Origin of the sequence: Sphingomonas phyllosphaerae, from assembly GCF_036946485.1 — a bacterium.
Taxonomy (GTDB): domain Bacteria; phylum Pseudomonadota; class Alphaproteobacteria; order Sphingomonadales; family Sphingomonadaceae; genus Sphingomonas; species Sphingomonas phyllosphaerae_E.
Map to the genome: position 1 here is coordinate 258,777 of NZ_JAQIJA010000001.1, position 21,393 is coordinate 280,169.

The following is a 21,393-nucleotide window of genomic DNA, read 5'->3' on the forward strand; positions in this document are numbered from 1 at the left end:
GCCTGCTCCCCTCCGTCCCTGACCGGGTCAGGCCAACGCCGCCTTCACCAGCCCGCTCGCCTTGCTCATGTCGAGCGTCGTGGCGTGGCGCGCCTTCAGTTCGGCCATCACGCGGCCCATGTCCTTCATGCCGCTCGCGCCGAGATCGGCCTTGATCGACTCGATCGCGGCCCTGGTCTCGTCTTCGCTCATCTGCGCGGGGAGGAAGCGTTCGATCACCGCGACCTCGGCGGCCTCGGCGGCGGCGAGTTCGGCGCGGCCGCCCTGTTCGTACATCGCGATCGATTCGCGGCGCTGCTTCACCATTTTCTGCAGAACCTCGATCACCAGCGCGTCATCGTCGGTTGGCGCCGATCCGGTGCGTGCCTCGATGTCGCGATTCTTGATCGCGGCCTGAATCAAGCCGATAGCGCCGCGTGCTTCCTTGTCGCCGGCCTTCATCGCCGCGATCTGCGCTGCCTTGATGTCGTCGCGAATCATCTACTCGTCCTTAACAGATTGACGCATCGCCGATGCGTCTCTAGCGGGCGGGGCTTAGCGACATTGCCGACCCTTTCAAGGAGTGCCCGCCCATCATGGCCGAGCCTGAGTTTCCGCACGCCCCCATGCCCGAAGGCGCCACCGGCGTCCTCGTTCTGGCCAATGGAGAGGTCGCGTGGGGGCGCGGCTTCGGCGCGGAGGGCGCCGCGGTCGGCGAGGTGTGCTTCCACACCGCGATGACCGGCTATCAGGAAATCATGACCGATCCGTCCTTCGCCGGGCAGATCATCACCTTCACCTTCCCGCACATCGGCAACGTCGGCGCGAACCCCGACGACGTGGAGGCGGACAATCCGCACGCTTTGGGCATGATCGTCCGCGAAGACCCGACCGCGCCGAGCAATTTCCGCGCGATGGAGAACTTAGACGGCTGGATGAAGCGCCACACGCGCATTGGGCTGGCCGGCATCGACACGCGCGCGCTGACGCGGCGCATCCGCTCGGGTGGGGCGCCGAACGGCGTGGTGGCGCATTCGCCGACCGGGGAGTTCGATCTCGACGCGCTGCTCAAGATGGCGCGCGGCTGGCCGGGGCTGGAGGGGATGGACCTCGCCAAGGACGTGACCCGCGAGACGCACGGCACGTGGGCGGGCGGCATCTGGAAGCTCGGCTTCGGGTTCGATGTTGGCGAAGGTGCCGCAGACGGGGCACAAAGCGCGGCGCGGCCGCATGTCGTCGCGATCGACTATGGCAGCAAGTTCAATATCTTTCGAAACATTGTTCAGGCGGGTGCGAAGGTTTCGGTCGTACCGGCGAATGCCACGTTCGACGAGATCATGGCGCTGAACCCGGACGGCATCTTCCTGTCGAACGGCCCCGGCGATCCCGCGGCGACCGGGGAATATGCGGTTCCGGTGATCCGCCAGCTGCTCGACACCGGCAAGCCGCTGTTCGGCATCTGCCTCGGGCACCAGTTGTTGGCGCTGGCGGTGGGTGCGCGGACGACCAAGATGTTCCAGGGGCATCGCGGCGCGAACCATCCTGTCAAGCGTGTGCAGGACGGCGCGGTCGAGATCACCAGCATGAACCACGGCTTCGCGGTCGAGCGCGACTCGCTGCCCGCGAACGCGCGCGAAACGCATGTCTCGCTGTTCGACGGGTCGAATGCGGGGCTGGAGCTGACCGACCGACCGGCGTTCTCGGTGCAATACCACCCCGAAGCGAGCCCGGGGCCGCAGGATAGCTTCTACCTGTTCGAGCGGTTCGTGGGGTCGCTCACGTGACGTGGGAATATCTGACCGCGGAATACGACGACGGCTTCGTGCATCTTCGTACGTCCGACGGCAGCGACCATAAGCAATCCCTTCAGGGTGGCCTCACGTATCTCGGCTCGCAGGGCTGGGAACTTGTGACCAGCCTCGACTACGCCAAGCTGGGCACCACTGCCCGGCATGTGCTCATCTTCAAGCGCCCTAAGGGCTGAGCGGAACCATGCCCAAACGCACCGACATCTCCTCCATCCTCGTCATCGGCGCGGGTCCGATCATCATCGGGCAGGCGTGCGAGTTCGATTATTCGGGCACGCAGGCGATCAAGGCGCTCAAGGAAGAGGGCTATCGCATCGTCCTGGTCAATTCGAACCCGGCGACGATCATGACCGATCCCGAGCTGGCCGACGCCACCTATGTCGAGCCGATCACGCCGGAAGTCGTCGCGCGCATCATCGAACGTGAGCGTCCGGACGCGGTTCTTCCCACCATGGGGGGGCAAACCGCGCTCAACACCGCGCTGGCGCTGTTCCGCGACGGCACGCTGGAGAAGTTCGGCGTGACGATGATCGGCGCCGATGCGGACGCGATCGACAAGGCCGAGGACCGGCTGAAGTTCCGCGACGCGATGGACAAGATCGGGCTGGAAAGCGCGCGCAGCCATATCGCGCATACCGAAAAGGAAGCGCTGGAGGGGCTGGAGAAGGTCGGGCTGCCCGCGATCATCCGCCCGAGCTTCACTTTGGGCGGCACCGGCGGCGGGATCGCGTACAATCGCGAGGAATTCATCGAGATCGTCCGCAAGGGGCTCGACGCCTCGCCGACTACCGAGGTGCTGATCGAGGAATCGCTGCTCGGCTGGAAGGAATATGAGATGGAGGTGGTCCGCGACCGCGCGGACAATTGCATCATCATCTGCTCGATCGAGAATGTCGATCCGATGGGCGTCCATACGGGCGACTCGATCACCGTCGCGCCCGCGCTGACGCTGACCGACAAGGAATATCAGATCATGCGCAACGCCAGCATCGCGGTGCTGCGCGAGATCGGCGTCGAGACCGGCGGGTCGAACGTGCAGTTCGCGGTCAATCCGAAGGACGGCCGCCTGATCGTCATCGAGATGAACCCGCGCGTGTCGCGTTCGTCGGCGCTGGCGTCGAAGGCGACCGGCTTCCCGATCGCCAAGGTCGCCGCCAAGCTGGCGGTCGGCTATACGCTCGACGAGATCGAGAACGACATTACCGGTGCGACCCCGGCGAGCTTCGAGCCGACGATCGACTACGTCGTCACCAAGATCCCGCGCTTCGCCTTCGAGAAGTTCAAGGGCGCCGAGGCGGTGCTGGGCACCGCGATGAAGTCGGTCGGCGAGGTGATGGCGATCGGCCGCAACATCCACGAATCGATGCAGAAGGCGCTGCGCGGGCTGGAGACCGGGCTGTCGGGCTTCAACCATGTCGAGCGGCTGGTCGGCGCGCCGCGCGCCGAGATCGAGGCGGCGCTCGCCTCGCCGACCCCCGACCGCTTGCTGGTCGCCGCGCAGGCGCTGCGTGAAGGCTTCACCGTCGCCGAAGTGAATGCGATCGCCAAATACGATCCGTGGTTCCTCGAGCGGATGGCGGAGATCGTCGCGGCCGAGAACGAGGTGATGAAGGACGGGCTGCCGATCGAGGCGGCGGGCATGCGCCGGCTGAAGGCGATGGGCTTCAGCGACAAGCGTCTGGCGTGGTTGGCGCTGCAATCGGCGAATCTGCGCGGCATGGAGCGCGGGATCGCGCGCGGTTCGGGGCTGATCCACGAGGCGGTCAAGGCGATGACCGGCGGCGTGACCGAGGACGAAGTGCGCGAGCATCGCCTGAAGCTGGGCGTGCGTCCGGTCTTCAAGCGGATCGACACCTGCGCGGCCGAGTTCGACGCCAAGACGCCGTATATGTATTCGACCTATGAGGCGCCGTCGTTCGGCGAGCCCGAGAACGAGGCGCAGCCGTCGGATCGCCGCAAGATCGTGATCCTGGGCGGCGGGCCGAACCGGATCGGGCAGGGGATCGAGTTCGATTATTGCTGCTGCCACGCCTGCTTCGCGCTGGCGGACGCGGGCTATGAGACGATCATGGTCAATTGCAATCCGGAGACGGTGAGCACCGATTATGACACGTCGGACCGCCTCTATTTCGAGCCGCTGACCGCCGAGGACGTGCTGGAGATCCTGCACGTCGAACAGTCGAAGGGCGAGCTGGTCGGGGTGATCGTGCAATTCGGCGGGCAGACGCCGCTGAACCTCGCGCGCGCGCTGGAGAAGGCGGGGATTCCGATCCTCGGCACCTCGCCCGATGCGATCGACCTCGCCGAGGATCGCGAGCGGTTCGCGGCGCTGGTCAACCGGCTCAAGCTGCTCCAGCCGTCGAACGGGATCGCGCGCAGCCGCGCCGAGGCGCTCAACGTCGCCAATCGCATCGGCTATCCGGTGCTGATGCGTCCGAGCTACGTGCTCGGCGGGCGCGCGATGGAGATCGTCGACAGCGACCAGCAGCTGGAGGATTATATCCAGACCGCGGTACAGGTGTCGGGCGACGCGCCGGTGCTGATCGATCAATATCTGCGCGACGCGATCGAGGTCGATGTCGATGCGATCTGCGACGGCGAGGATGTCGTGGTCGCGGGCGTGCTTCAGCATATCGAGGAGGCCGGGGTCCATTCGGGCGACAGCGCCTGCTCGATCCCGCCCTATTCGCTGCCGGCCGAGATCATCGCCGAGATCGAGCGGCAGGCGGATGCGCTGGCGCGCGGGCTGAACGTCGTCGGGCTGATGAACATCCAGTTCGCGGTCAAGGACGGGCAGGTGTACCTCATCGAAGTCAACCCGCGCGCCAGCCGCACGGTGCCGTTCGTCGCCAAGGCGATCGGCGCGCCGATCGCCAAGATCGCCAGCCGCGTAATGGCGGGCGAGAAGCTGCGCGACCTGCCGACGATCGACCGGCAGATCGACTATTATGCGGTCAAGGAAGCGGTGTTCCCGTTCGCGCGCTTCCCGGGCATCGATCCGGTGCTGTCGCCGGAAATGAAGAGCACCGGCGAGGTGATGGGCATCTCGCCCGACTTCACCACCGCCTTCGCCAAGTCGCAGCTCGGCGCGGGCACCGTTCTGCCGACCAGCGGCGCGGTGTTCGTCAGCGTCAAGCCGGGCGACAAGGATTTGATCGTGCCCGCGGTGCGTGCGCTGGTCGCTGCGGGCTTCACGATCGTCGCGACCACCGGGACCGCCGATCACCTGTCGCGCGCCGGGCTGCCGGTCGAGACGGTCAACAAGGTCGCGCAGGGGCGTCCGCATATCGTCGACCGGATCAAGGATGGTGCGATCGCGTTGATCTTCAACACCACCGAGGGCTGGCAAAGCCTGAAGGACTCGCAGCCGATCCGCGCCTCGGCGGTGAACGGCAAGGTGCCGTATTTCACCACCGCCTCGGCGGCGGTGCAGGCGGCGCAGGCGATCCACGCCGCGGTTAAGGGTGATGGTTCACGCAACCTTGAAGTACGGCCGCTGCAATCCTATTATTCGCAGCCGCACAACTGATCCCCGGACATATGTGCTGATGTAGGGGGCGGCCTTCGCAGGGAGAGGGCCGCTTCCGGGGACGCGTTTTTACGAAGGACAAGGGCGATGGCGACGGTCGAGAAGATGCCGATGTTGCAGGAAGGCTATGAAAAGCTGACTGCCGACCTGAAGCGGCTGAAGACCGAGCGCCCGTTGATCGTCGATGCGATCGAGGAAGCGCGCGCCCACGGCGACCTTTCGGAGAACGCCGAATATCATGCCGCGAAGGAGCGGCAGGGGCAGGTCGAGGCGACGATCGCCGACATCGAGGACAAGTTGAGCCGCGCGCAGATCATTGATCCGCGCGACCTGTCGGGCGACAAGATCGTGTTCGGCGCGACCGTCACTTTGCTCGACGAGGACGAGAAGCCGGTCAAGTATCAGATCGTCGGCCAGACCGAGGCCGATGCGAAGACCGGGCGGATCAGCTACAACTCGCCGCTGGGCCGCGCGTTGATCGGGCGCAGCCTCGACGACGAGGTCGAGGTGTCGGTGCCGGCGGGTGACCGTTATTATCTGGTGTCGAAGATCGAGTTCATCTGATGCCGATCCCGCTCCCACCGTCGTGGCGGGAGCGGCTGACGGGCGCGACATGGGAGCGTGAGCCGGAAGGCGAATCCGGTGGCGTGATCCACCGTATCGCTGCGGCTGACGGTGCACGGCTGTTCCTGAAATATGGCGAAGGTGCCGTGGCGGATGCCGTAGCCGATGAAGCCATTCGGCTGCGCTGGTCGCAGGGACGGGTGCCGACGGTACGGCTCGTCTCCACTGTCGTCGAGCTTGATGCAGCATGGCTGCTGACCACCGCTGCGCCCGGCAAGACCGGTGATGCGTGGCTTGACGAACGTCCCGACCTGTTGCCACAGGTCATCCACGGTTTTGCGACCTTCCTGCGGGCGCTTCACGCTCTTCCGGTGGACGAATGCCCGTTCGATGCTTCGGCGTCGGTGAGGCTCGCCGCGGCCCGAAAGCTCGTCGCGGCGGGGGCGGTCGACGAGGACGACTTCGGCGACGACCATCTCGGCATGAGCGCTGCCGCCGTGCTGGCAAAGGCCGAAGCATTGGCGAGCCATGCGACCGGCCGCGTTGTCACGCACGGCGATCTTTCGCTCGGCAACGTCTTGCTTGATGCCGATGGCAGGGTGACGGAGTGCATCGACGTCGGCCGGCTTGGTATTGCAGATCCTTACCAAGACATCGCGATACTATGGGAGAATCTCGGCGACTTCGGCGAAGCGGCGCAGCGCGCCTTGCTTGCCGCGCTCGGGATCGAGGCGGTCGACGAGGCGCGCCTGCTATTCCATCGGACGCTCGACGAACTGTTCTGATGTCGCGTCGCCTGAGAAGGTGATCCTGCCATTCTGGCCACGCGCCCGGCCACAAGAAGCGGGTCCAAATTCCGGCACGACGAACGGGGGAAGCGAGCGATCAGGCGCGTCTTCGCGACGAGCAGACGCTGGACGCATTTATGTTTGCGTGCCGGCACGCTGGCCTAACTATCGACTGGATTGTTAAGTTCGTCGCCCCGGACTTGATCCGGGGCCCCGCTGTTTCGCGACTGGTGGCAAGAAGCGGGATCCCGGGTCAAGCCCGGGATGACGGCGGGACTTATGCGGCTGGCTTGGCGAGCAGGTCGGGTTCGAGCAGGCGGTGGAGGTGGACCACCACATATTTCATCTCGGCATCGTCGACGGTGCGCTGCGCGGCGGCGCGCCACGCCTTTTCGGCGCTGGCATAGTCCGGAAAGACGCCGACGATGTCGATCGACGACAGATCGCTGAACTCGAGGGTGCGCGGATCGCTGACGCGACCGCCGAACACCAGATGAAGCTTGCTCATGCACGCGCTCCCGCTTGGGATTGAACCATCACCGCGCCGCCCGACCGCGTCGCCGCCGGGACACGGAAAAGCCGCGGGCAGCATGAACGCTTGCCCCGCGGCTCTCCCTCGTCATCCGATCGGCGCCGCGGTCGGGCGGTCGGCCTGACCCTTCCCTAGCGCGGCGCGCGTGCGGTTTGAAGGGGTCAGGACGCGCTCTTGACCTGTTCCTTGCCGGCCTGTGCCGCTGCGGAGCCGGCGGTGCCGGCCGCCTTCAGCACACCCTGGAAGAGCGACTTCGCCTGATCGCGCGCGGCGTTGGGAGTCAGGCCGAGCTGATCCAGTTCCGCACGCCCGGCGTCCTTGGCCGCGGCGAGCGCGGCGACGGCGGCGGTGTTGATCTTGCGGCCGACGCCCGCCAGCAACTCCTTCTCGCGCTGACTGCGCGGCAGGACTGCGGCGACCGCCGCCCCGAGCACCAGCCCGCCGACGAGCACGCCGAGCGGATTCGATTCGAGCGTCTCGGCGGTGGCGTGCGCGGCATCGCTGGCGCGGTGGCGTGCAGTGTCGAGCGCGTTCGCGGCGGCCTCGCGCGCATGGTCGACGCCGTCGCGCAACCGGCCATGCTGGTCCTGATCGTGGGAATGTTCGGTCATGATCCGATCCTTTCGGCGGGTGTGGCGGTATCTTCAGGGGACGGCAGGCGCTTCTGCCGCTTCTTCTTGCCGAACAGGCGCGCGACCTGACGCCCGGTCACCAGCGCGAACAGCAAGGTCGCGCCGCCGGCGATCACGCCGGGGTTACGGCGCGCGACTTCGGTGCCGACGCGCACCGCGCGTTCGCCACCTTCGGTGACCTCGGCGAGCGCGACGCGGGCGAGGCGACGCGGTTCGAGTTCGGTCTGCAACCGTTCGACGGTGCCGTCGAGCCGCTGCCGCGCCTCCGCGACGCGCGCCTCGGCCAATGTCACATCGGCCGCGGTCATGCGCCCGGCCCTGCGCGCAATGCCGACTTGCCCGACAGCGCCAGCAACGCGGCGATCACCAGCACCACGCCAACGACGGCGAGCGTCGCCCAGCCGGGGCCGATCAGCGTCGCCAGCGACAGGATCGCGCCGACCAGCAGCGCGATCAGCGCCGCCAGCCCGAGCACGCCCGCGATCGCGAAGCGGATCGCCGCCGCCTTGTACCGCGTGACCGCGAAGAGCGCCTTGGCCTTGGCCAGCGCGATCTCCGCCTTCGCAACGTCGCGCGCGTCGGTCGCGAGCTGGGTGACCAGCTGCGGAATGCTGTCGGGCAAGACGCGGTCACGCACGTCCATGTCGTTAGGCATCGCGCTGGTCGACGGCGGCACCGATCAGCCGCGCCAGCACGAAGCCGACGCCGGCCGCCAGACCGACCGCGACTTCGGGGCTCTTGCGGACGAGTTCGCGCGCGTCGTCGAGCAGATCCTCGACGCTCTTCTGGTCGATCGCGCTGGAGAAGCCCTGCACGCGATCCGCCGCCGAGCGGGCATATTGCCCGTATTGCGCGCCGAGCTTCTCGTCGACCTGCCCGGCGGCGTCGGTGAGCATCTGCGAGAGCTGCGTCAGCGCGTCGGTGGCCTTCGCCTTGCCGTCCTCGGCGAAGCCGCGCGCCTTGTCGGCGGCCTGCTCGCGGCCCTTGGCGACATAGTCGCGCGCGGACTGCTTGGCGTCGGCCAGCGTGCTGCCGCTGCCGTTGCCGTTGCCGCTGCCGGTCGCGCTCGTGTCTTCCGGCGTGAAGTCGACGCCGGCGTTCTTGAGCGGCTCCGCCGGGGTGAACGACGCGTCTGCGGGCGGCGGCGCGGCGTCCGCCGGAGTGGAATGCTGGAGCGTGTCGCGATCCTGCTCGTCGGCCATGATTCATCCTTCCCTGGTCGAGGTCAAACAACCCGGTGGTCGTGCCGCCGGTTCCATCGCGTTGCAGCATCGCCGGGCGACCGCTAGGAGGCGCCATGTCCTGCCGCGCCGGCAGAAAATAGGAGGATCGTTTCGTGACCGCAATCATCGACCTGCACGGACGCCAGATCATCGACAGCCGCGGCAACCCGACCGTCGAGGTCGACGTGCTGCTCGACGACGGCAGCTTCGGTCGCGCGGCGGTCCCGTCGGGGGCGTCGACCGGCGCGCACGAGGCGGTCGAGAAGCGCGACGGCGACAAGGCGCGCTGGGGCGGGAAGGGCGTCGACGACGCGGTCGAGGCGGTCAATGACGAGATCGCCGACGCGATCATCGGGCTCGATGCCGAGGACCAGCTGGAGATCGACCAGACGATGATCGAGCTGGACGGCACCGAGAACAAGGGCCGGCTGGGCGCGAACGCGATCCTCGGCGTCAGCCTCGCGGTGGCGAAGGCGGCGGCGGATGCGCGCGGGCTGCCGCTGTACCGCTATGTCGGTGGCGTCGCGGCGCATGTGCTGCCGGTGCCGATGATGAACATCATCAACGGCGGCGAACATGCCGACAACCCGATCGACTTCCAGGAATTCATGATCGTGCCGGTCGGCGCGGAGTCGCTGGCCGAGGCGGTGCGCTGCGGCTCGGAGATCTTCCACACGCTCAAGAAGGGCCTGAGCGAGAAGGGGCTGGCGACGGCGGTCGGCGACGAGGGCGGGTTCGCGCCGAACCTCGCCAGCACCACCGACGCGCTCGACTTCATTATGACCTCGATCGAGCGCGCCGGCTATACGCCGGGCGAGGACGTGATGCTGGCGCTCGACTGCGCCGCGACCGAATTCTTCAAGGACGGCAAGTACGTCATCTCGGGCGAGAATTTGACGCTCGAGCCGGGCGCGATGGCCGACTATCTCGCCGATCTCGCCGCACGCTATCCGATCTTCTCGATCGAGGACGGCATGGCCGAGGACGATTTCGAGGGCTGGAAGGCGCTGACCGACGCAATCGGCAAGAAGGTGCAGCTGGTCGGCGACGATCTGTTCGTCACCAACCCGAAGCGGCTGCGCGACGGGATTGGGCAGGGGCTCGCCAACTCGCTGCTGGTGAAGGTCAACCAGATCGGCACGCTGTCCGAAACGCTCGAGGCGATCCGCGTCGCCGAGCGCGCCGGCTATACCGCGGTGATGTCGCACCGCTCGGGCGAGACCGAGGATGCGACGATCGCCGATCTGGCGGTCGCGACCAATTGCGGGCAGATCAAGACCGGCAGCCTGGCGCGGTCGGACCGGTTGGCGAAGTACAACCAGCTGATCCGCATCGAGGAGGAATTGGGCACGATGGCACGCTATGCGGGCCGGGACGTGTTGCGGAACCGCTGATAGGGCTTGCAAAGGGCGAGGCGACTCGCGAGAATCGCTGGCGTTATGCCTCGCCCGTCCAACCGCCTCTCGCAAACGCTCCGGCGTGCCGCCGTTCCCGCCCTTGCGGTGGCGGTGATGGCGTTCTTCGGCGCCTATGCGGTGCTGGGGCCGAACGGGCTGATCGCGCTGGGTGATTACAAGCGGCAGCTGGTCGCGCGCGAGAAGCAATATGCGCAGCTCGATCAGCGGCGGGCGATGTTGCAGAACCGCGTGACGCTACTCGATCCGCGCCATGCGAACCCGGATATGGTGGACGAGCTGGTGCGCAAGGAACTCAACGTCGCGCATCCGGACGAGGTGATCGTTCCGTTGAAGTGACGTTCGCGGTCGGTAGATCGCCTGTACATAAGGTTCGTCCGTCATTGCGAGCGTAGCGAAGCAATCCAGAGCGTCCTGGTCCGGCACTGGATTGCTTCGCTGCGCTCGCAATGACGAGGCTTTGTCGTCCCGGACTTGATCCGGGACCCCACTTGCTACCGGCAGAAGAAGCGGGATCCCGGGGCAAGCCCGGGATGACGGGTCAGCGCCCGAGGAAGGTGAGCAGATCTTCCGTCAGCCGTTCGCCTTCGGTCGCGAACAGGCCATGCGGCGCGCCGTCATATTCGACCAGTTGCGCGTTCGCGATTCCCGCTGCTGCGGCACGACCGCTGGTGTCGATCGGGACGGTCTTGTCGGCGGTGCCGTGCAGCACCAGCGTCGGCACGCGGAACGCGGGCAGGTCGGGGCGGAAGTCGGTGTGGCCGAAGCTCTCGGCGCATTTCAGCGTCGGTTGCAGTCCGGCCTGCATCGCCAGCCGCCACGCCCAATCGAGTGTCGCCTCGCTGACCGGGCTGGTAACATAGCCGACCCCGAAGAAGTCCTTGAAAAAGCTGCGGAAGAAGTTCGGACGATCCTTCAGGATGCCGTCGGCGATCTGTTGCAGCGTCTCTGCGGGCACGCCGTCGGGATTGTCGTCGGTCCTGAGCATGTACGGCACGACCGAGCTGATCAGCGCGGCGGAGATCACGCCCTTGCCGTCGTAGCGGCTCTGGTAGCGCGCGACCTCGCCGCCGCCCATCGAGAAGCCGACCAGCGTAACGTCCTGCGTCGCGCCGGCCGCTTCCAGCACGTCGTGGAGGTCGTCGGTAAGCGTGTCGTAGTCATAGCCCGACCACGGCTGTCCCGAGCGGCCGAACCCGCGGCGGTCGTAGGCGATGGCGCGAAAGCCGGCGTCGGCGAGCGCCTTCATCTGCGGGTCCCAGCTGTCCGAGGACAGCGGCCAGCCATGGATCAGAACGACCGGGCGACCCTCGCCCCAATCCTTGACGTAGATGTCGGTTCCGTCGCGCGTCTTCACATATGGCATGTGGCTCTCCTTGGCAGAGCAGCCGTAACGGGCGATTCGGAGGGGCGTTCCTCTCCATTCTCCCCGCCTACTTCGTGGCTTAGCGCCCCGGTTCGCCGAGGAACGCCTCGACCTGATCGAGCGCCACGGTCTTGTCGAGGTACGTCCGCCCGATCCCGTGCGCGAGCAGGAACGGCAATGTACCGGCCGCCATCTTCTTGTCGTGGCGCATATGTTCGACCAGCCGCGCGGGCGGGGCGGTGATGCCCGAGGCGGCGAGCCCGTCGGGCAGGCCGCTGTCGCGCCAGTGCGCGGCGACGCGCGCGGAATCGTCCGCCGAGCAGCGCCCGGTCGCGGCGGAGAAGGCGAAGGCGAGGCCGCAGCCGGCGGCGACCGCCTCGCCGTGGAGCAATCGGTCGGAGAAGCCCGCTTCCGCCTCGAGCGCATGGCCGAAGGTGTGGCCGAGGTTGAGCAGCGCGCGCCGGCCTTTGATTTCGAACTCGTCCTCGCCGACGATCCGCGCCTTGGCGGCGACGGCGTGCGCGATCGCGTGGACGCGCGCGTCGGGATCGCCCGCGAGCAGCTTCGCGCCATTCGTCTCGCACCAGGCGAAGAAGTCGGCATCGTCGATCAGCCCGTATTTGACGACCTCGGCATAGCCGGCGCGCAGCTGTCGCGTGGGGAGCGTGTCGAGCACGTCGGGGTCGATGAGGACGATCTTGGGTTGGTGGAAGGCGCCGATCAGGTTCTTGCCGGCGCGCGCGTTGATCCCGGTCTTGCCGCCGACCGACGAATCGACCTGCGACAGCAAGGTGGTGGGGATCTGCACGAAGCCACAGCCGCGCTTGAGGATCGCGGTCGCGAAGCCGACCAGATCGCCGATCACCCCGCCGCCCAGCGCCACGACATGATCGCCGCGCTCGACGCCGAGCGCGAGCAGCTCGTCGGTGAGCCGTTCGAGCGTCGCCCAGCTCTTCGAGCCTTCGCCCGAGGGCAGGACGATTTCCGCGTGACGGAGGCCCGCGGCGTCGAGCGCGGCGGTGAGCGTGGCGAGATGCGCGACGACATTGGCGTCGGCGACGATCACCACCGGGCGCGTGCCGACGATCGGCGCGAGTGCCTCGCCCGCGCGCGCCAGCAGTCCGGCCTCGATCCGCACGTCATAGCTGCGGTCGCCGAGCGCCACGGTCACGGTCGTCATTTGCTCAGGGCCTCCATGATCGCGCGCACCGTCATGTCGTGCGGGGTATTGGCGCTGGGGATGCGCAGATGCGCGAGCGCGTAGAGCGGGTTGCGGACCGCGGCCAGCTCGCGCAGCACGGTCGCCGGATCCTTGCCGCGCAGCAACGGGCGGGTGTCGCGGCGCTTGACGCGCTCGGCGAGCACCTCGACCGGGGCGTCGAGCCAGATCGCCAGCGCGTCGGACAGGATCAGCGCGCGCGTCTCGTCGTTGACGAACGCCCCGCCGCCGGTCGCGATCACCTTCGGCCGGCCGTCGATCAGCCGCTGGATCACGCGGCGTTCGCCGTCGCGGAAATAGGCTTCGCCATATTGCGCGAAAATGTCGGGGATCGACATGCCCGCCGCCGCCTCGATCTCCGTATCCGCGTCGACGAACGGCAGCGCGAGCCGGGTGGCCAGCCGCCGGCCGACCGTCGACTTGCCCGCGCCCATCAGCCCGACCAGCACGATCGGGCGGCCGGTCCAGCGGGGCGGACGGCGGGGCGGGCGGCGGGACGGGACGGGCGGGCTTTGCAACATCGTCCCTGCGGCTATACAGCGCGTTCCGTCCCCGGCAACAGCAGGCACGCAGCCCGCCGGGGCGCAAGTGACAGGTCGCGTGTGCAGGTTGGGAATTACATGACCCGGTTGATTGTCTCCGTCGTCGTGCTGCTGGTGATCGTGGTGGGCGCGCTGTTCTTCTTTGCGGGCCGCGCGACCGAGCAGCCGGTCACGCGTGTCGAGAAGGCGGTCGAGCTTGGCAATCTCGCCGGCTAAACGCGCCGCGCTGGCCGGCGTCGCGGCGCTGGGCCTCGCGGCGGCGGCGATCGCGCAGGACCGCCCCGAATCGCTGTTGCCGCCCGGCTTCGGCGAGCCGGCGCCTGCGCAGGCACCGGCCGCACAGCCGAGCCCGGCGGCGAGCGCGCCGGCCAACGCGCCGCGCGTGCAGCCGACGAATCCGGCGGGGCCTTTGCCGCCGCTGCCGCCCTTGCCGTTCCCAACGCCCACCGCGAGCCCGACGCCGGCGGCGACGCCGCGCTACGTGCTGCCGTCGTTCGCGCGTCGCTCGCTGGCCGCGGTCGGGGCGGATCAGGGCTTTGCGCGCGACGCGTTCGGGAACGCGGACGGGCGCTATGTCGAGCGGCTGATGCGCTATCTGTCGGCACCTTTGCCGTCGCGGTGGCTGTCGATCAGCCTTCGACGGCTGTTGGTGGCGCAGGTCGAGACGCCGTCGCGCGTCAACGGCGCCGATTTCGCCGCCGAACGCGCGTGGTTGTTGCTGCGGATGGGCGAGTCGGTGTCGGCGCGTGCCGTCGCGCAATCGGTCGATAGCGACCGCGTGACGCCGAAGTTGCGCGAAGTGTGGATGCAGGCCGCGCTCGCCACCGCCGATCCGGCCGGGCTGTGCCCGCTGGCCGGGACGGCGGGCGACAGCGAGCGGGCGTGGATCGTCGCGCGCGCGATGTGCGCCGGGCTGACGGGAGCGGGGAAGACGCAACCGCTGATCGCCGACATCCGGCGCCGTCGTGTGGCGAGCGGGATCGATCTGGCGCTGGCGCAGAAGGTGATGGGCGCGGGGCTCAACAGCCGGCAGGCGGTGACGATCGAATGGGCGCCGGTGGTGCAACTGACCGCGTGGCGGTTCGGGCTGGCGACCGCGACCGGGGTGGCGGTGCCCGACGAACTTTATGCCACAGTCGGGCCGCAGGTGCGCGGCTGGCAGGCGCTGGCCCCCGCCGTGCCGCTCGCCGAGCGCGCCGCGGTGTCGGATCGCGCCGCCGCGCTGGGGGTGCTGTCGAGCGCGGCGCTGGTCGATCTTTATGCGGCGATCGCCGAGGGCAATGACGCGCCCGCCGGGCTGTCGAACACCGCCGCGACGCTGCGTGACGCCTATGTCGGCAACGATCGCGCGACGCGGATCGCGGCGATGGTCAAGCTGTGGGACGCCGCGGAGACGCCCGCGACCCGCTATGCGCGGCTGGTGCTGACCGCACGCGCCGCAGCGCGTTTGCCGGCGAGAGCCAATGAGGCGCAGGCCGATCGGCTGATCGCGTCGATGCTGACGGCGGGGCTGGATCGCACCGCGCAGCGCTGGCAGGGCGCGGTGCCGGTGGGTAGCGACGGTTGGGCGATGCTGCTGCTCGCCGATCCGGATGCGATCACGCAGTTGTCGGCCTCGACGATCACCGATTATGCGCCGACGGGCGGGCTGGCGGAGCGCAAGCGGCAGCTGTTCTTTGCCGGCATGGCCGGGCTGGGACGATTGCCCGCCGCAGCGGTCGATGACCTGTCCGAGAAGCTGGCGGTGCCGGTCGCGCACCGCAACGCCTGGACCAGCGCGCTGGAGCGCGCCGCGGGCGAGGGGCAGGCGGGGACGGTGTTGCTGCTGGCAGCGGTCGGGATGCAGGCCGACGGCTGGGCGCATGTCCCGCCCGCGGCCCTGTTCCACATCATCCGGGCGTTGCGCGCGGTCGGGCTGGACGGCGAGGCGCGGATGATCGCGGCGGAGGCGATCGCGCGCCTGTGAGCGACGCCGCCGCGATCGACCGCTTCCTCGAAATGATGGCGGCGCAGGCGGGCGCGGCGCAGAACACGCTGGCGGCCTATCGCCGCGACCTGATGCTGGCGTCCGCGGCGCTCGACGGCGGGCTGGCGGTGGCGGACGGCGCGGCGCTGGAGCGGCTGGCGGATGGCTGGACGGCGCTTTCCAAGGCGACGGTGGCGCGCAAGGCGGCGGCGCTGCGGCGGTTCTTCGGGTTCCTGATCGACGAGGGCGACCGCGCCGACGATCCCTCGCCGGCCTTGCCGCGCCCCGGAGCGCAGCGGCGTCTGCCGCGGACGCTCGACCACGGCGACGTCGACCGGCTGTTCGCGGCGATCGACGCGCGGCTGGCGCGCGATCCGGTGATCCCGACCGACCTGCGGCTGTCGGCCTTGTTCGAGCTGCTCTACGGATCGGGGCTGCGCGCGACCGAACTCGTCTCGCTGCCGCGCGGCGCGATCCATCCCGATCGGCCGTTCCTGATCCTGAAGGGCAAAGGCGGGCGCGAGCGGCTGGTGCCGATCTCGGACCGCGCGCGTGCCGCGGTGGCGGCGTGGCGCGCGCATGTCGCGACCGACCGCCCGTTCCTGTTCCCCTCGGGGGCGACGCATATCTCGCGCGTGCGGCTGTTCCAGCTGGTGCGCGCGCTCGCGGCCGAGGCCGGGATCGCGCCCGAGCGGATCAGCCCGCACGTCCTGCGCCACGCCTTCGCCACGCACCTTCTGGAAGGCGGCGCGGACCTGCGCGCGCTCCAGACGATGCTCGGCCATGCCGACATTGCCACCACCGAAATCTACACCCATGTCGACAGCAGCCGGCTGGTCGAGCTGGTCAACGAGCGTCACCCGCTCGTTGACGCGTTGCGAAAGCGCGCCTAGCTGCGCCCGATGCGTATTTTCCTCGACTTCGAGAAGCCCATCGCCGAGCTGCAGGCGCGCATCGACGAACTGCGCGAGACCGGCGCCGAGGGCACCGTCGACATTTCCGCCGAGATCGCCAAGCTGCAGGCGAAGTCGGACAAGCTGCTGAAGGACACGTTCGGCAAGCTCTCCCCGTGGCAGAAGACGCAGGTCGCGCGGCATCCCGAGCGCCCGCACTTCAAACATTATGTCGCCGGGCTGTTCGACGAGTTCGTGCCGCTGGCCGGCGACCGCGCCTTCGGTGACGATCAGGCGATTCTCGGCGGCTTCGCGACCTTCCGCGGGCAGCGCGTCATGGTGCTGGGCCATGAGAAGGGCGATGATACCGCCAGCCGGCTTCGCCACAATTTCGGGATGGGCAAGCCGGAGGGATATCGCAAGGCGATCCGGTTGCTGGAGATGGCCGACCGCTTCGGGCTGCCGGTGGTGACGCTGGTCGATACGTCGGGCGCGTTCCCGGGTATCCAGGCCGAAGAGCGCGGACAGGCGGAAGCGATCGCGCGCTCGACCGAGGCGTGCCTGGCGCTCGGTGTGCCGCTGGTGTCGGCCGTGGTCGGCGAGGGCGGCTCGGGCGGCGCGATCGCGCTGGCGAGCGGCAATCGCGTGCTGATGTTCGAACATGCGGTCTATTCGGTGATCTCGCCGGAGGGCTGCGCCTCGATCCTGTGGCGGACCGCCGACAAGGCCCCCGATGCTGCGGAAGCGATGAAGGTGACCGCGCAGGACCTGAAGGCGCTGGGCGTGATCGATGCCATCGTGCCCGAGCCGCTGGGCGGCGCGCACCGCGACCGCGACGGCGCGATCCGCGCGCTGGGCGATTGCGTCGAGCGGATGCTGCGCGATCTGGCGCCGCTGACGCCCGATGCGCTGCGGCAGGACCGCCGTGCGAAGTTCCTGAAGATGGGGCGAGTGGGTTAGACCCGGATCGACACGCGGGGTCTGCCCGACGGGGATCGCTTTCGACAGGACATGGACTGCGGTCGCCGTCGCTGCCCGACGTCTGGCGCAGTGCGGGGGCACGAAGCGTTCGGGATTTCGGTCGATTCGGTTTGAAGGGCGAAGGCGCGCAGGCGAGCGGCAACAGAAAGGGCGGCGGAACCGATGTTCCGCCGCCCCGCGTGTAATCGCCGATGAGGCTAGATTACTGCATCTGCGTCTTGACGTTGGTGAAGGTGTTGTTCAGCTGCGAGCCGATGCCCTTCATGGCGGCAACTGCGGCCACCGCGATCAGGGCTGCGATCAGGCCGTATTCGATCGCGGTCGCGCCCTTGCTGTTCTTCAGGAACGAACGAATCTTCTGCATGTCGATCTCCACTAGGAACCTAGATTTCTGTACCCGCCGACGTCCCGCTCAGGTCCATCAAGGGTGGTTCTAGGAGCGCAGGGTTGAAAAAGGCTTAAGTGCTAAAGTTTGTTTTCGTTCAGCACTCTAGCGAGTGGTTTGCAGATAGGCGTTGATGGAGGCGAACAGGCCGGTCACCGGCTGGCCGACCGCCGACATGCCGCCGATCGCGCTGAGCGCGATGAGCGCGGCGATCAGGCCATATTCGATCGCGGTCGCGCCGCGGGTCTGCCGCGACAGGGCACCGGAAAGGGTGCGAAGCGAGCGGGCGGCGGCAAGACGTGTCATGACCGACATCATAGCCGGTCCGGGTTAAGGAAGGATCGAAACAGGATGCTGGTGGTCGCGGCGGCGTTGATCGACGAACATGGGCGCTGCCTGATGCAGCAGCGCCCGCCCGACAAGCGCCACGGCGGGTTGTGGGAGTTCCCCGGCGGCAAGGTCGAGCCCGGCGAGCATCCCGCCGCCGCGCTGGTGCGCGAATTGGACGAGGAGTTGACGATCCAGGTGGCGGGTGATGCGCTGGCACCGGTCGGCTTCGCCACCGACATGCCGGTGACGATGCTGCTCTATCGCTGTGCCGCGTGGCGCGGAACGCCGCGACCTCTGGCCGCGCAGGCCCTGTGCTGGGATCTGCCGGAGATGCTGGCACGGTTGCCGATGCCGCCGGTCGACGTGCCGCTGCTGGCGGCGCTTGCCCGCTCTCTCGCGGACGGCTAGGCCGGATCACGCGATCAGGTGAGGGAATCCGGTAGGCGACGAGCCGGAGCTGCCCCCGCAACTGTGACTGGCGAGCCGCTCGCCCCCTCGTGTGCCACTGGATCGCTCGCGCTCCGGGAAGGCCGGGTGAACGGCGACGACCCGGGAGCCAGGAAACCTGCCCGATCGCGGTTGTCCTTCGCGCGGACGGGGTGTGCCGGGCGATCGGGGAAGTTTCCTCGCGCGACGACGAACGGGTCGGGTCGGCGTGGGGATGACGGAGTGAGCGACAGATATTCTCGCATCGCGCGCGTGGCGGCGGTCGCGTCGGCGCTGCCGGTGCTGATCGGGGCGGCGCCTGCGCGAGGCCCGCGGGTCGTGTCGATCAACCCGTGTCTCGACGCGATGCTGATGCAAGTCGCCGATCCGGCGCAGATCGCGGCGGTCAGCCATTATTCGCACGATCCGCGCGCGACCTCGGTGCCGCTCGACTGGGCACGGCGCTTCCCGGCGACGTCGGGCACGGCCGAGGAAGTGGTGGCGCTGCGCCCCGATCTGGTGGTGGCGAGCGGGCATGTCGCGCCGGCGACGGTCGCGGCGCTGACGCGGATGCACATCCGGTTGCGGCAATTCGCGCTGCCCGATTCGATCGCGGAGAGCGCGCAACAGGTGCGCGACCTGGCGGCGGCGATCGGCCACCCGGCGCAGGGAGCGGCCCTGGCGGAGCGGATCACCGACGCGGCGCACCCGGATGCGATGTCGCCAGTATCGGCGATCATCTTCGGGCCGGGGGGGCTGGTGCCGGGAGCGGGAACGTTACCCGACGAGATGCTGCGCCGTGCCGGGTTTCGCAACGCCAGCGCAGGCTACGGGCTGAAGCGCTGGGACGTGTTGCCGCTGGAGTATCTGCTCGCCGATCCGCCGCGCGTCGTGCTGTCGGTCGCCGCTGCGCAAGGGGCGGGGGAACGGATGGAGCGGCACCGTGCGCTGCGGCGGCTTGGTGCACGGGTGACGATCGCACCGTTCGCGGGGCGGCTGATGAATTGCGGCGGACCCACGATCATCGCCGGGATGGCGCGGTTGCGTGCGGTGCACGCGCAGGTGGCGGCCCGATGAGGCGCGCGACGATGCTGCTCGCGCTCGGCGTGATCTTCGCCGCCGCGCTGTCGGTCGCGGCGGGGAAGGTGTGGGTGCCGCTCGACGGCTGGACCGCCGCCGATCCGCGCTCGATCATCATCGTCGAGCTGCGGCTGCCGCGCACACTCCTCGCGCTGGCGGTCGGTGCGGCGCTGGGGATGTCGGGGGCGGCGATGCAGGGCTATCTGCGCAATCCGCTCGCCGATCCGGGGCTGTTCGGGGTGTCGTCGGGCGCGGCGTTCGGGGCGGTTTGTTCGCTTTACTTCGGCTATGCGGCGCAGACATGGCTGTTGCCCGGCTTCGCGCTGGCGGGGGCGGCGGTGACGATGGCGGCGCTGGCGCTGATCGCGGGGCGGTCGGGCAGCCTGATCCTGTTCACGCTGGCGGGGATGATCCTGACCAGCATCACCGGATCGCTGACCGCGCTGGCGCTGAGCCTTACGCCGACGCCGTTTGCCGCGTCGGAGATCATGACGTGGCTGATGGGCGCGCTGACCGACCGGAGCTGGAACGAGGTGATGGTGTCGGTGCCGCTGATCGTCGTGGGGATGGCGGTGCTGGCGCGCACCGCGCGGTCGCTCGACGCGCTGACGCTCGGCGAACAGGCGGCGCGGTCGATGGGGGTCGACCCGCGGCGGCTGCAACTGGCGGTGATCGTCGGGGTCGCGCTGACCGTCGGCGCGTCGGTGGCGGCAGCGGGGGTGATCGGCTTCGTCGGGCTGATCGTGCCGCATCTGGTGCGTCCGTTCGCGGGGCATCGGCCGTCCGCGACCTTGCTGCCAGCCGCGCTGGGCGGGGCGTTGCTGCTGACGCTCGCCGACAGTCTGGTGCGGCTGGCGCCGACGGTCAGCGAGCTGCGACTCGGGATCGCCATGTCGATGCTGGGCGGGCCGTTCTTCCTCTACTTGTTGATTGCGATGCGGAGGCGGCTGGCATGAGCGTGCTGGCGGCCGAGGGCATCTCGCTGGTCCTGAGCGGCAGAACCGTGCTCGAACCGGTCAGCGCCGGGTTCGCCGGGGGGCGGGTGACCGCGCTGCTCGGGCCGAACGGTGCGGGCAAGAGCAGTCTGCTGTCGTGTCTGGCCGGTCTGCATACGCCCGCGGCGGGGCAGGCGGTGCTGGACGGCGTCGACGTGCGGGCGCTGTCGGCGCAGGCGCGGGCGCGGCGGGTCGGCTTCCTGCCGCAAGCCGCGGACGTGCACTGGAACATCGACGTCGCGACCTTGGTCGGGCTCGGGCGGCTGCCGTGGCGCGGGCGCTGGGGCGAAACCGAGGCGGATCGTGTGGCGGTCGAGACGGCGCTGGCGGCGACGGGAATGGCCGGGTTCGCGCGCCGCGGGGTCGAGCATCTGTCGGGGGGCGAGCGCGCGCGGGCGCTGCTGGCGCGGGTGCTGGCCGGCCAGCCCGAATGGCTGCTCGCCGACGAGCCGCTCGCCAGCCTCGACCCCGCGCATCAGCTGGAGGTCGGCGCGCAGCTGCGCGCGGTGGCGGCGGGTGGCAGCGGGGTGGTGCTGGTTGTGCACGACCTCAATCTGGCCGCGCGGCTGGCCGACGATGTCGTGCTGCTGCGTGACGGGCGCGTGGTCGCGGCCGGAACGGCGGACGACGTGCTGACCGTCGCCTTGGTGGGTGAGACCTACGGGCTTACGGTGGAGACCGGCGTCACCGCTACGGGGCAGCGCTACATCGTTCCCATCGGGCGGCCCGCCTGAGCCGGG

General features: G+C 68.8%; 26 protein-coding genes and 1 riboswitch. Of the genes, 15 read left to right on the forward strand and 11 right to left on the reverse strand.

The window, feature by feature from the left end:
- Positions 1-27: 27 nt before the first annotated feature.
- Entirely contained in the window at positions 28-480 is a 453-nt protein-coding gene (locus PGN16_RS01260; RefSeq protein WP_335307586.1) for a GatB/YqeY domain-containing protein, read from the reverse strand.
- Positions 481-575: 95 nt separating this feature from the next.
- Here PGN16_RS01260 and carA point away from each other — a divergent pair, with 95 nt between their 5' ends.
- The 5 genes from carA to PGN16_RS01285 all read left to right on the forward strand — a co-directional run bounded on the left by carA (position 576) and on the right by PGN16_RS01285 (position 6,665).
- Entirely contained in the window at positions 576-1,763 is a 1,188-nt protein-coding gene (gene carA / locus PGN16_RS01265) for a glutamine-hydrolyzing carbamoyl-phosphate synthase small subunit (RefSeq protein ID WP_335307587.1), read from the forward strand.
- Positions 1,760-1,963: a DUF4177 domain-containing protein gene (locus tag PGN16_RS01270; protein WP_335307588.1), complete on the forward strand. Its 204-nt coding sequence runs from the start codon at positions 1,760-1,762 to the stop codon at positions 1,961-1,963. Before carA ends, PGN16_RS01270 begins: the two co-directional genes overlap by 4 nt.
- A gap of 8 nt (positions 1,964-1,971) precedes the next feature.
- Positions 1,972-5,316 carry a carbamoyl-phosphate synthase large subunit gene (gene carB, locus PGN16_RS01275; RefSeq protein WP_335307589.1) on the forward strand — a complete coding sequence of 1,115 codons (3,345 nt, stop codon included), beginning with the start codon at positions 1,972-1,974 and terminating at the stop codon, positions 5,314-5,316.
- Positions 5,317-5,403: 87 nt separating this feature from the next.
- Positions 5,404-5,880, forward strand: coding sequence for a transcription elongation factor GreA (gene greA, locus PGN16_RS01280; RefSeq protein WP_184033653.1), 477 nt, complete (start codon positions 5,404-5,406; stop codon positions 5,878-5,880).
- On the forward strand, positions 5,880-6,665 hold the full coding sequence (locus PGN16_RS01285; RefSeq protein WP_335307590.1) for an APH(3') family aminoglycoside O-phosphotransferase: 786 nt from the start codon (positions 5,880-5,882) through the stop codon (positions 6,663-6,665). The genes greA and PGN16_RS01285 overlap by 1 nt, the downstream gene beginning before the upstream one ends.
- A 280-nt stretch (positions 6,666-6,945) precedes the next feature.
- Here the strand turns inward: PGN16_RS01285 and PGN16_RS01290 are convergent, their stop codons facing one another.
- The 5 genes from PGN16_RS01290 to PGN16_RS01310 form a co-directional block, all read right to left on the reverse strand.
- On the reverse strand, positions 6,946-7,176 hold the full coding sequence (locus PGN16_RS01290) for a DUF4170 domain-containing protein (protein WP_335307591.1): 231 nt from the start codon (positions 7,174-7,176) through the stop codon (positions 6,946-6,948).
- A gap of 185 nt (positions 7,177-7,361) precedes the next feature.
- Entirely contained in the window at positions 7,362-7,811 is a 450-nt protein-coding gene (locus PGN16_RS01295) for a hypothetical protein (RefSeq protein WP_335307592.1), read from the reverse strand.
- Positions 7,808-8,140 carry a hypothetical protein gene (locus PGN16_RS01300; RefSeq protein ID WP_335307593.1) on the reverse strand — a complete coding sequence of 111 codons (333 nt, stop codon included), beginning with the start codon at positions 8,138-8,140 and terminating at the stop codon, positions 7,808-7,810. The genes PGN16_RS01295 and PGN16_RS01300 overlap by 4 nt, the downstream gene beginning before the upstream one ends.
- Positions 8,137-8,487, reverse strand: coding sequence for a phage holin family protein (locus PGN16_RS01305; RefSeq protein ID WP_335307594.1), 351 nt, complete (start codon positions 8,485-8,487; stop codon positions 8,137-8,139). The genes PGN16_RS01300 and PGN16_RS01305 overlap by 4 nt, the downstream gene beginning before the upstream one ends.
- Positions 8,480-9,034: a hypothetical protein gene (locus PGN16_RS01310; protein ID WP_335307595.1), complete on the reverse strand. Its 555-nt coding sequence runs from the start codon at positions 9,032-9,034 to the stop codon at positions 8,480-8,482. Before PGN16_RS01310 ends, PGN16_RS01305 begins: the two co-directional genes overlap by 8 nt.
- A gap of 134 nt (positions 9,035-9,168) precedes the next feature.
- On the opposite strand from PGN16_RS01310, the gene eno reads away from it, so the two are divergent.
- Both eno and PGN16_RS01320 read left to right on the forward strand, forming a co-directional pair.
- Complete coding sequence (gene eno / locus PGN16_RS01315; protein WP_335307596.1) at positions 9,169-10,449, forward strand: phosphopyruvate hydratase; 1,281 nt, start codon at positions 9,169-9,171, stop codon at positions 10,447-10,449.
- A gap of 117 nt (positions 10,450-10,566) precedes the next feature.
- The gene (locus tag PGN16_RS01320; protein WP_335307597.1) at positions 10,567-10,809 is read left to right on the forward strand and encodes an FtsB family cell division protein; all 243 of its coding nucleotides are present in this window, start codon (positions 10,567-10,569) and stop codon (positions 10,807-10,809) included.
- 202 nt (positions 10,810-11,011) lie between these two features.
- Here PGN16_RS01320 and PGN16_RS01325 read toward each other — a convergent pair whose 3' ends face one another.
- The 3 genes from PGN16_RS01325 to PGN16_RS01335 all read right to left on the reverse strand — a co-directional run bounded on the left by PGN16_RS01325 (position 11,012) and on the right by PGN16_RS01335 (position 13,576).
- Positions 11,012-11,836 (reverse strand): alpha/beta fold hydrolase, encoded by an 825-nt coding sequence (locus tag PGN16_RS01325; RefSeq protein ID WP_335307598.1) that lies wholly within the window; start codon positions 11,834-11,836, stop codon positions 11,012-11,014.
- 79 nt (positions 11,837-11,915) lie between these two features.
- A complete protein-coding gene (gene aroB, locus PGN16_RS01330) occupies positions 11,916-13,016 on the reverse strand; it encodes a 3-dehydroquinate synthase (protein WP_335307599.1) in 1,101 nt (366 codons plus the stop codon).
- Positions 13,013-13,576, reverse strand: a complete 564-nt coding sequence (locus PGN16_RS01335; protein ID WP_335307600.1) for a shikimate kinase — start codon at positions 13,574-13,576, stop codon at positions 13,013-13,015. Before PGN16_RS01335 ends, aroB begins: the two co-directional genes overlap by 4 nt.
- 99 nt (positions 13,577-13,675) lie before the next feature.
- Between PGN16_RS01335 and PGN16_RS01340 the strand changes: the two genes are divergently transcribed.
- Genes PGN16_RS01340 through PGN16_RS01355 form a run of 4 tightly spaced genes read left to right on the forward strand, consistent with a single transcriptional unit; the run spans position 13,676 to position 17,416 of the window.
- Entirely contained in the window at positions 13,676-13,813 is a 138-nt protein-coding gene (locus tag PGN16_RS01340; protein ID WP_184033684.1) for a hypothetical protein, read from the forward strand.
- Positions 13,794-15,563, forward strand: coding sequence for a hypothetical protein (locus tag PGN16_RS01345; RefSeq protein ID WP_335307601.1), 1,770 nt, complete (start codon positions 13,794-13,796; stop codon positions 15,561-15,563). Before PGN16_RS01340 ends, PGN16_RS01345 begins: the two co-directional genes overlap by 20 nt.
- On the forward strand, positions 15,560-16,456 hold the full coding sequence (locus PGN16_RS01350; RefSeq protein WP_335307602.1) for a tyrosine-type recombinase/integrase: 897 nt from the start codon (positions 15,560-15,562) through the stop codon (positions 16,454-16,456). Before PGN16_RS01345 ends, PGN16_RS01350 begins: the two co-directional genes overlap by 4 nt.
- Positions 16,457-16,465: 9 nt before the next feature.
- Positions 16,466-17,416, forward strand: a complete 951-nt coding sequence (locus tag PGN16_RS01355; RefSeq protein WP_335307603.1) for an acetyl-CoA carboxylase carboxyltransferase subunit alpha — start codon at positions 16,466-16,468, stop codon at positions 17,414-17,416.
- A gap of 223 nt (positions 17,417-17,639) precedes the next feature.
- On the opposite strand, the gene PGN16_RS01360 is transcribed toward PGN16_RS01355, so the two are convergent.
- Together PGN16_RS01360 and PGN16_RS01365 are read right to left on the reverse strand one after the other, a co-directional pair.
- Positions 17,640-17,801 (reverse strand): Flp family type IVb pilin, encoded by a 162-nt coding sequence (locus tag PGN16_RS01360; protein ID WP_335307604.1) that lies wholly within the window; start codon positions 17,799-17,801, stop codon positions 17,640-17,642.
- 126 nt (positions 17,802-17,927) lie between these two features.
- A complete protein-coding gene (locus PGN16_RS01365; protein ID WP_335307605.1) occupies positions 17,928-18,128 on the reverse strand; it encodes a Flp family type IVb pilin in 201 nt (66 codons plus the stop codon).
- A gap of 45 nt (positions 18,129-18,173) precedes the next feature.
- Between PGN16_RS01365 and PGN16_RS01370 the strand changes: the two genes are divergently transcribed.
- From PGN16_RS01370 to PGN16_RS01385, 4 genes are all read left to right on the forward strand, one after another.
- Positions 18,174-18,560: a (deoxy)nucleoside triphosphate pyrophosphohydrolase gene (locus tag PGN16_RS01370; RefSeq protein WP_335307606.1), complete on the forward strand. Its 387-nt coding sequence runs from the start codon at positions 18,174-18,176 to the stop codon at positions 18,558-18,560.
- Positions 18,560-18,739, forward strand: a riboswitch (cobalamin riboswitch). (Overlaps the previous gene by 1 nt.)
- Before the next feature lie 82 nt (positions 18,740-18,821).
- Positions 18,822-19,655: an ABC transporter substrate-binding protein gene (locus PGN16_RS01375; RefSeq protein ID WP_335307607.1), complete on the forward strand. Its 834-nt coding sequence runs from the start codon at positions 18,822-18,824 to the stop codon at positions 19,653-19,655.
- A complete protein-coding gene (locus PGN16_RS01380) occupies positions 19,652-20,614 on the forward strand; it encodes a FecCD family ABC transporter permease (protein WP_335307608.1) in 963 nt (320 codons plus the stop codon). Before PGN16_RS01375 ends, PGN16_RS01380 begins: the two co-directional genes overlap by 4 nt.
- Positions 20,611-21,387, forward strand: a complete 777-nt coding sequence (locus PGN16_RS01385; RefSeq protein ID WP_335307609.1) for an ABC transporter ATP-binding protein — start codon at positions 20,611-20,613, stop codon at positions 21,385-21,387. Before PGN16_RS01380 ends, PGN16_RS01385 begins: the two co-directional genes overlap by 4 nt.
- Positions 21,388-21,393 lie beyond the last annotated feature (6 nt).

Excerpts from the sequence above, each read along its gene's own strand:
- PGN16_RS01260 (WP_335307586.1), bottom strand. The coding sequence starts at position 480 with ATGATTCGCGACGACATCAAGGCAGCGCAGATCGCGGCGATGAAGGCC.
- carA (WP_335307587.1), top strand. The coding sequence starts at position 576 with ATGGCCGAGCCTGAGTTTCCGCACGCCCCCATGCCCGAAGGCGCCACC.
- carB (WP_335307589.1), top strand. The coding sequence starts at position 1,972 with ATGCCCAAACGCACCGACATCTCCTCCATCCTCGTCATCGGCGCGGGT.
- greA (WP_184033653.1), top strand. The coding sequence starts at position 5,404 with ATGGCGACGGTCGAGAAGATGCCGATGTTGCAGGAAGGCTATGAAAAG.
- PGN16_RS01285 (WP_335307590.1), top strand. The coding sequence starts at position 5,880 with ATGCCGATCCCGCTCCCACCGTCGTGGCGGGAGCGGCTGACGGGCGCG.
- PGN16_RS01290 (WP_335307591.1), bottom strand. The coding sequence starts at position 7,176 with ATGAGCAAGCTTCATCTGGTGTTCGGCGGTCGCGTCAGCGATCCGCGC.
- PGN16_RS01295 (WP_335307592.1), bottom strand. The coding sequence starts at position 7,811 with ATGACCGAACATTCCCACGATCAGGACCAGCATGGCCGGTTGCGCGAC.
- PGN16_RS01300 (WP_335307593.1), bottom strand. The coding sequence starts at position 8,140 with ATGACCGCGGCCGATGTGACATTGGCCGAGGCGCGCGTCGCGGAGGCG.
- PGN16_RS01305 (WP_335307594.1), bottom strand. The coding sequence starts at position 8,487 with ATGCCTAACGACATGGACGTGCGTGACCGCGTCTTGCCCGACAGCATT.
- PGN16_RS01310 (WP_335307595.1), bottom strand. The coding sequence starts at position 9,034 with ATGGCCGACGAGCAGGATCGCGACACGCTCCAGCATTCCACTCCGGCG.
- PGN16_RS01320 (WP_335307597.1), top strand. The coding sequence starts at position 10,567 with ATGGCGTTCTTCGGCGCCTATGCGGTGCTGGGGCCGAACGGGCTGATC.
- PGN16_RS01325 (WP_335307598.1), bottom strand. The coding sequence starts at position 11,836 with ATGCCATATGTGAAGACGCGCGACGGAACCGACATCTACGTCAAGGAT.
- aroB (WP_335307599.1), bottom strand. The coding sequence starts at position 13,016 with ATGACGACCGTGACCGTGGCGCTCGGCGACCGCAGCTATGACGTGCGG.
- PGN16_RS01335 (WP_335307600.1), bottom strand. The coding sequence starts at position 13,576 with ATGTTGCAAAGCCCGCCCGTCCCGTCCCGCCGCCCGCCCCGCCGTCCG.
- PGN16_RS01340 (WP_184033684.1), top strand. The coding sequence starts at position 13,676 with ATGACCCGGTTGATTGTCTCCGTCGTCGTGCTGCTGGTGATCGTGGTG.
- PGN16_RS01355 (WP_335307603.1), top strand. The coding sequence starts at position 16,466 with ATGCGTATTTTCCTCGACTTCGAGAAGCCCATCGCCGAGCTGCAGGCG.
- PGN16_RS01360 (WP_335307604.1), bottom strand. The coding sequence starts at position 17,801 with ATGCAGAAGATTCGTTCGTTCCTGAAGAACAGCAAGGGCGCGACCGCG.
- PGN16_RS01365 (WP_335307605.1), bottom strand. The coding sequence starts at position 18,128 with ATGACACGTCTTGCCGCCGCCCGCTCGCTTCGCACCCTTTCCGGTGCC.
- PGN16_RS01370 (WP_335307606.1), top strand. The coding sequence starts at position 18,174 with ATGCTGGTGGTCGCGGCGGCGTTGATCGACGAACATGGGCGCTGCCTG.
- PGN16_RS01380 (WP_335307608.1), top strand. The coding sequence starts at position 19,652 with ATGAGGCGCGCGACGATGCTGCTCGCGCTCGGCGTGATCTTCGCCGCC.
- PGN16_RS01385 (WP_335307609.1), top strand. The coding sequence starts at position 20,611 with ATGAGCGTGCTGGCGGCCGAGGGCATCTCGCTGGTCCTGAGCGGCAGA.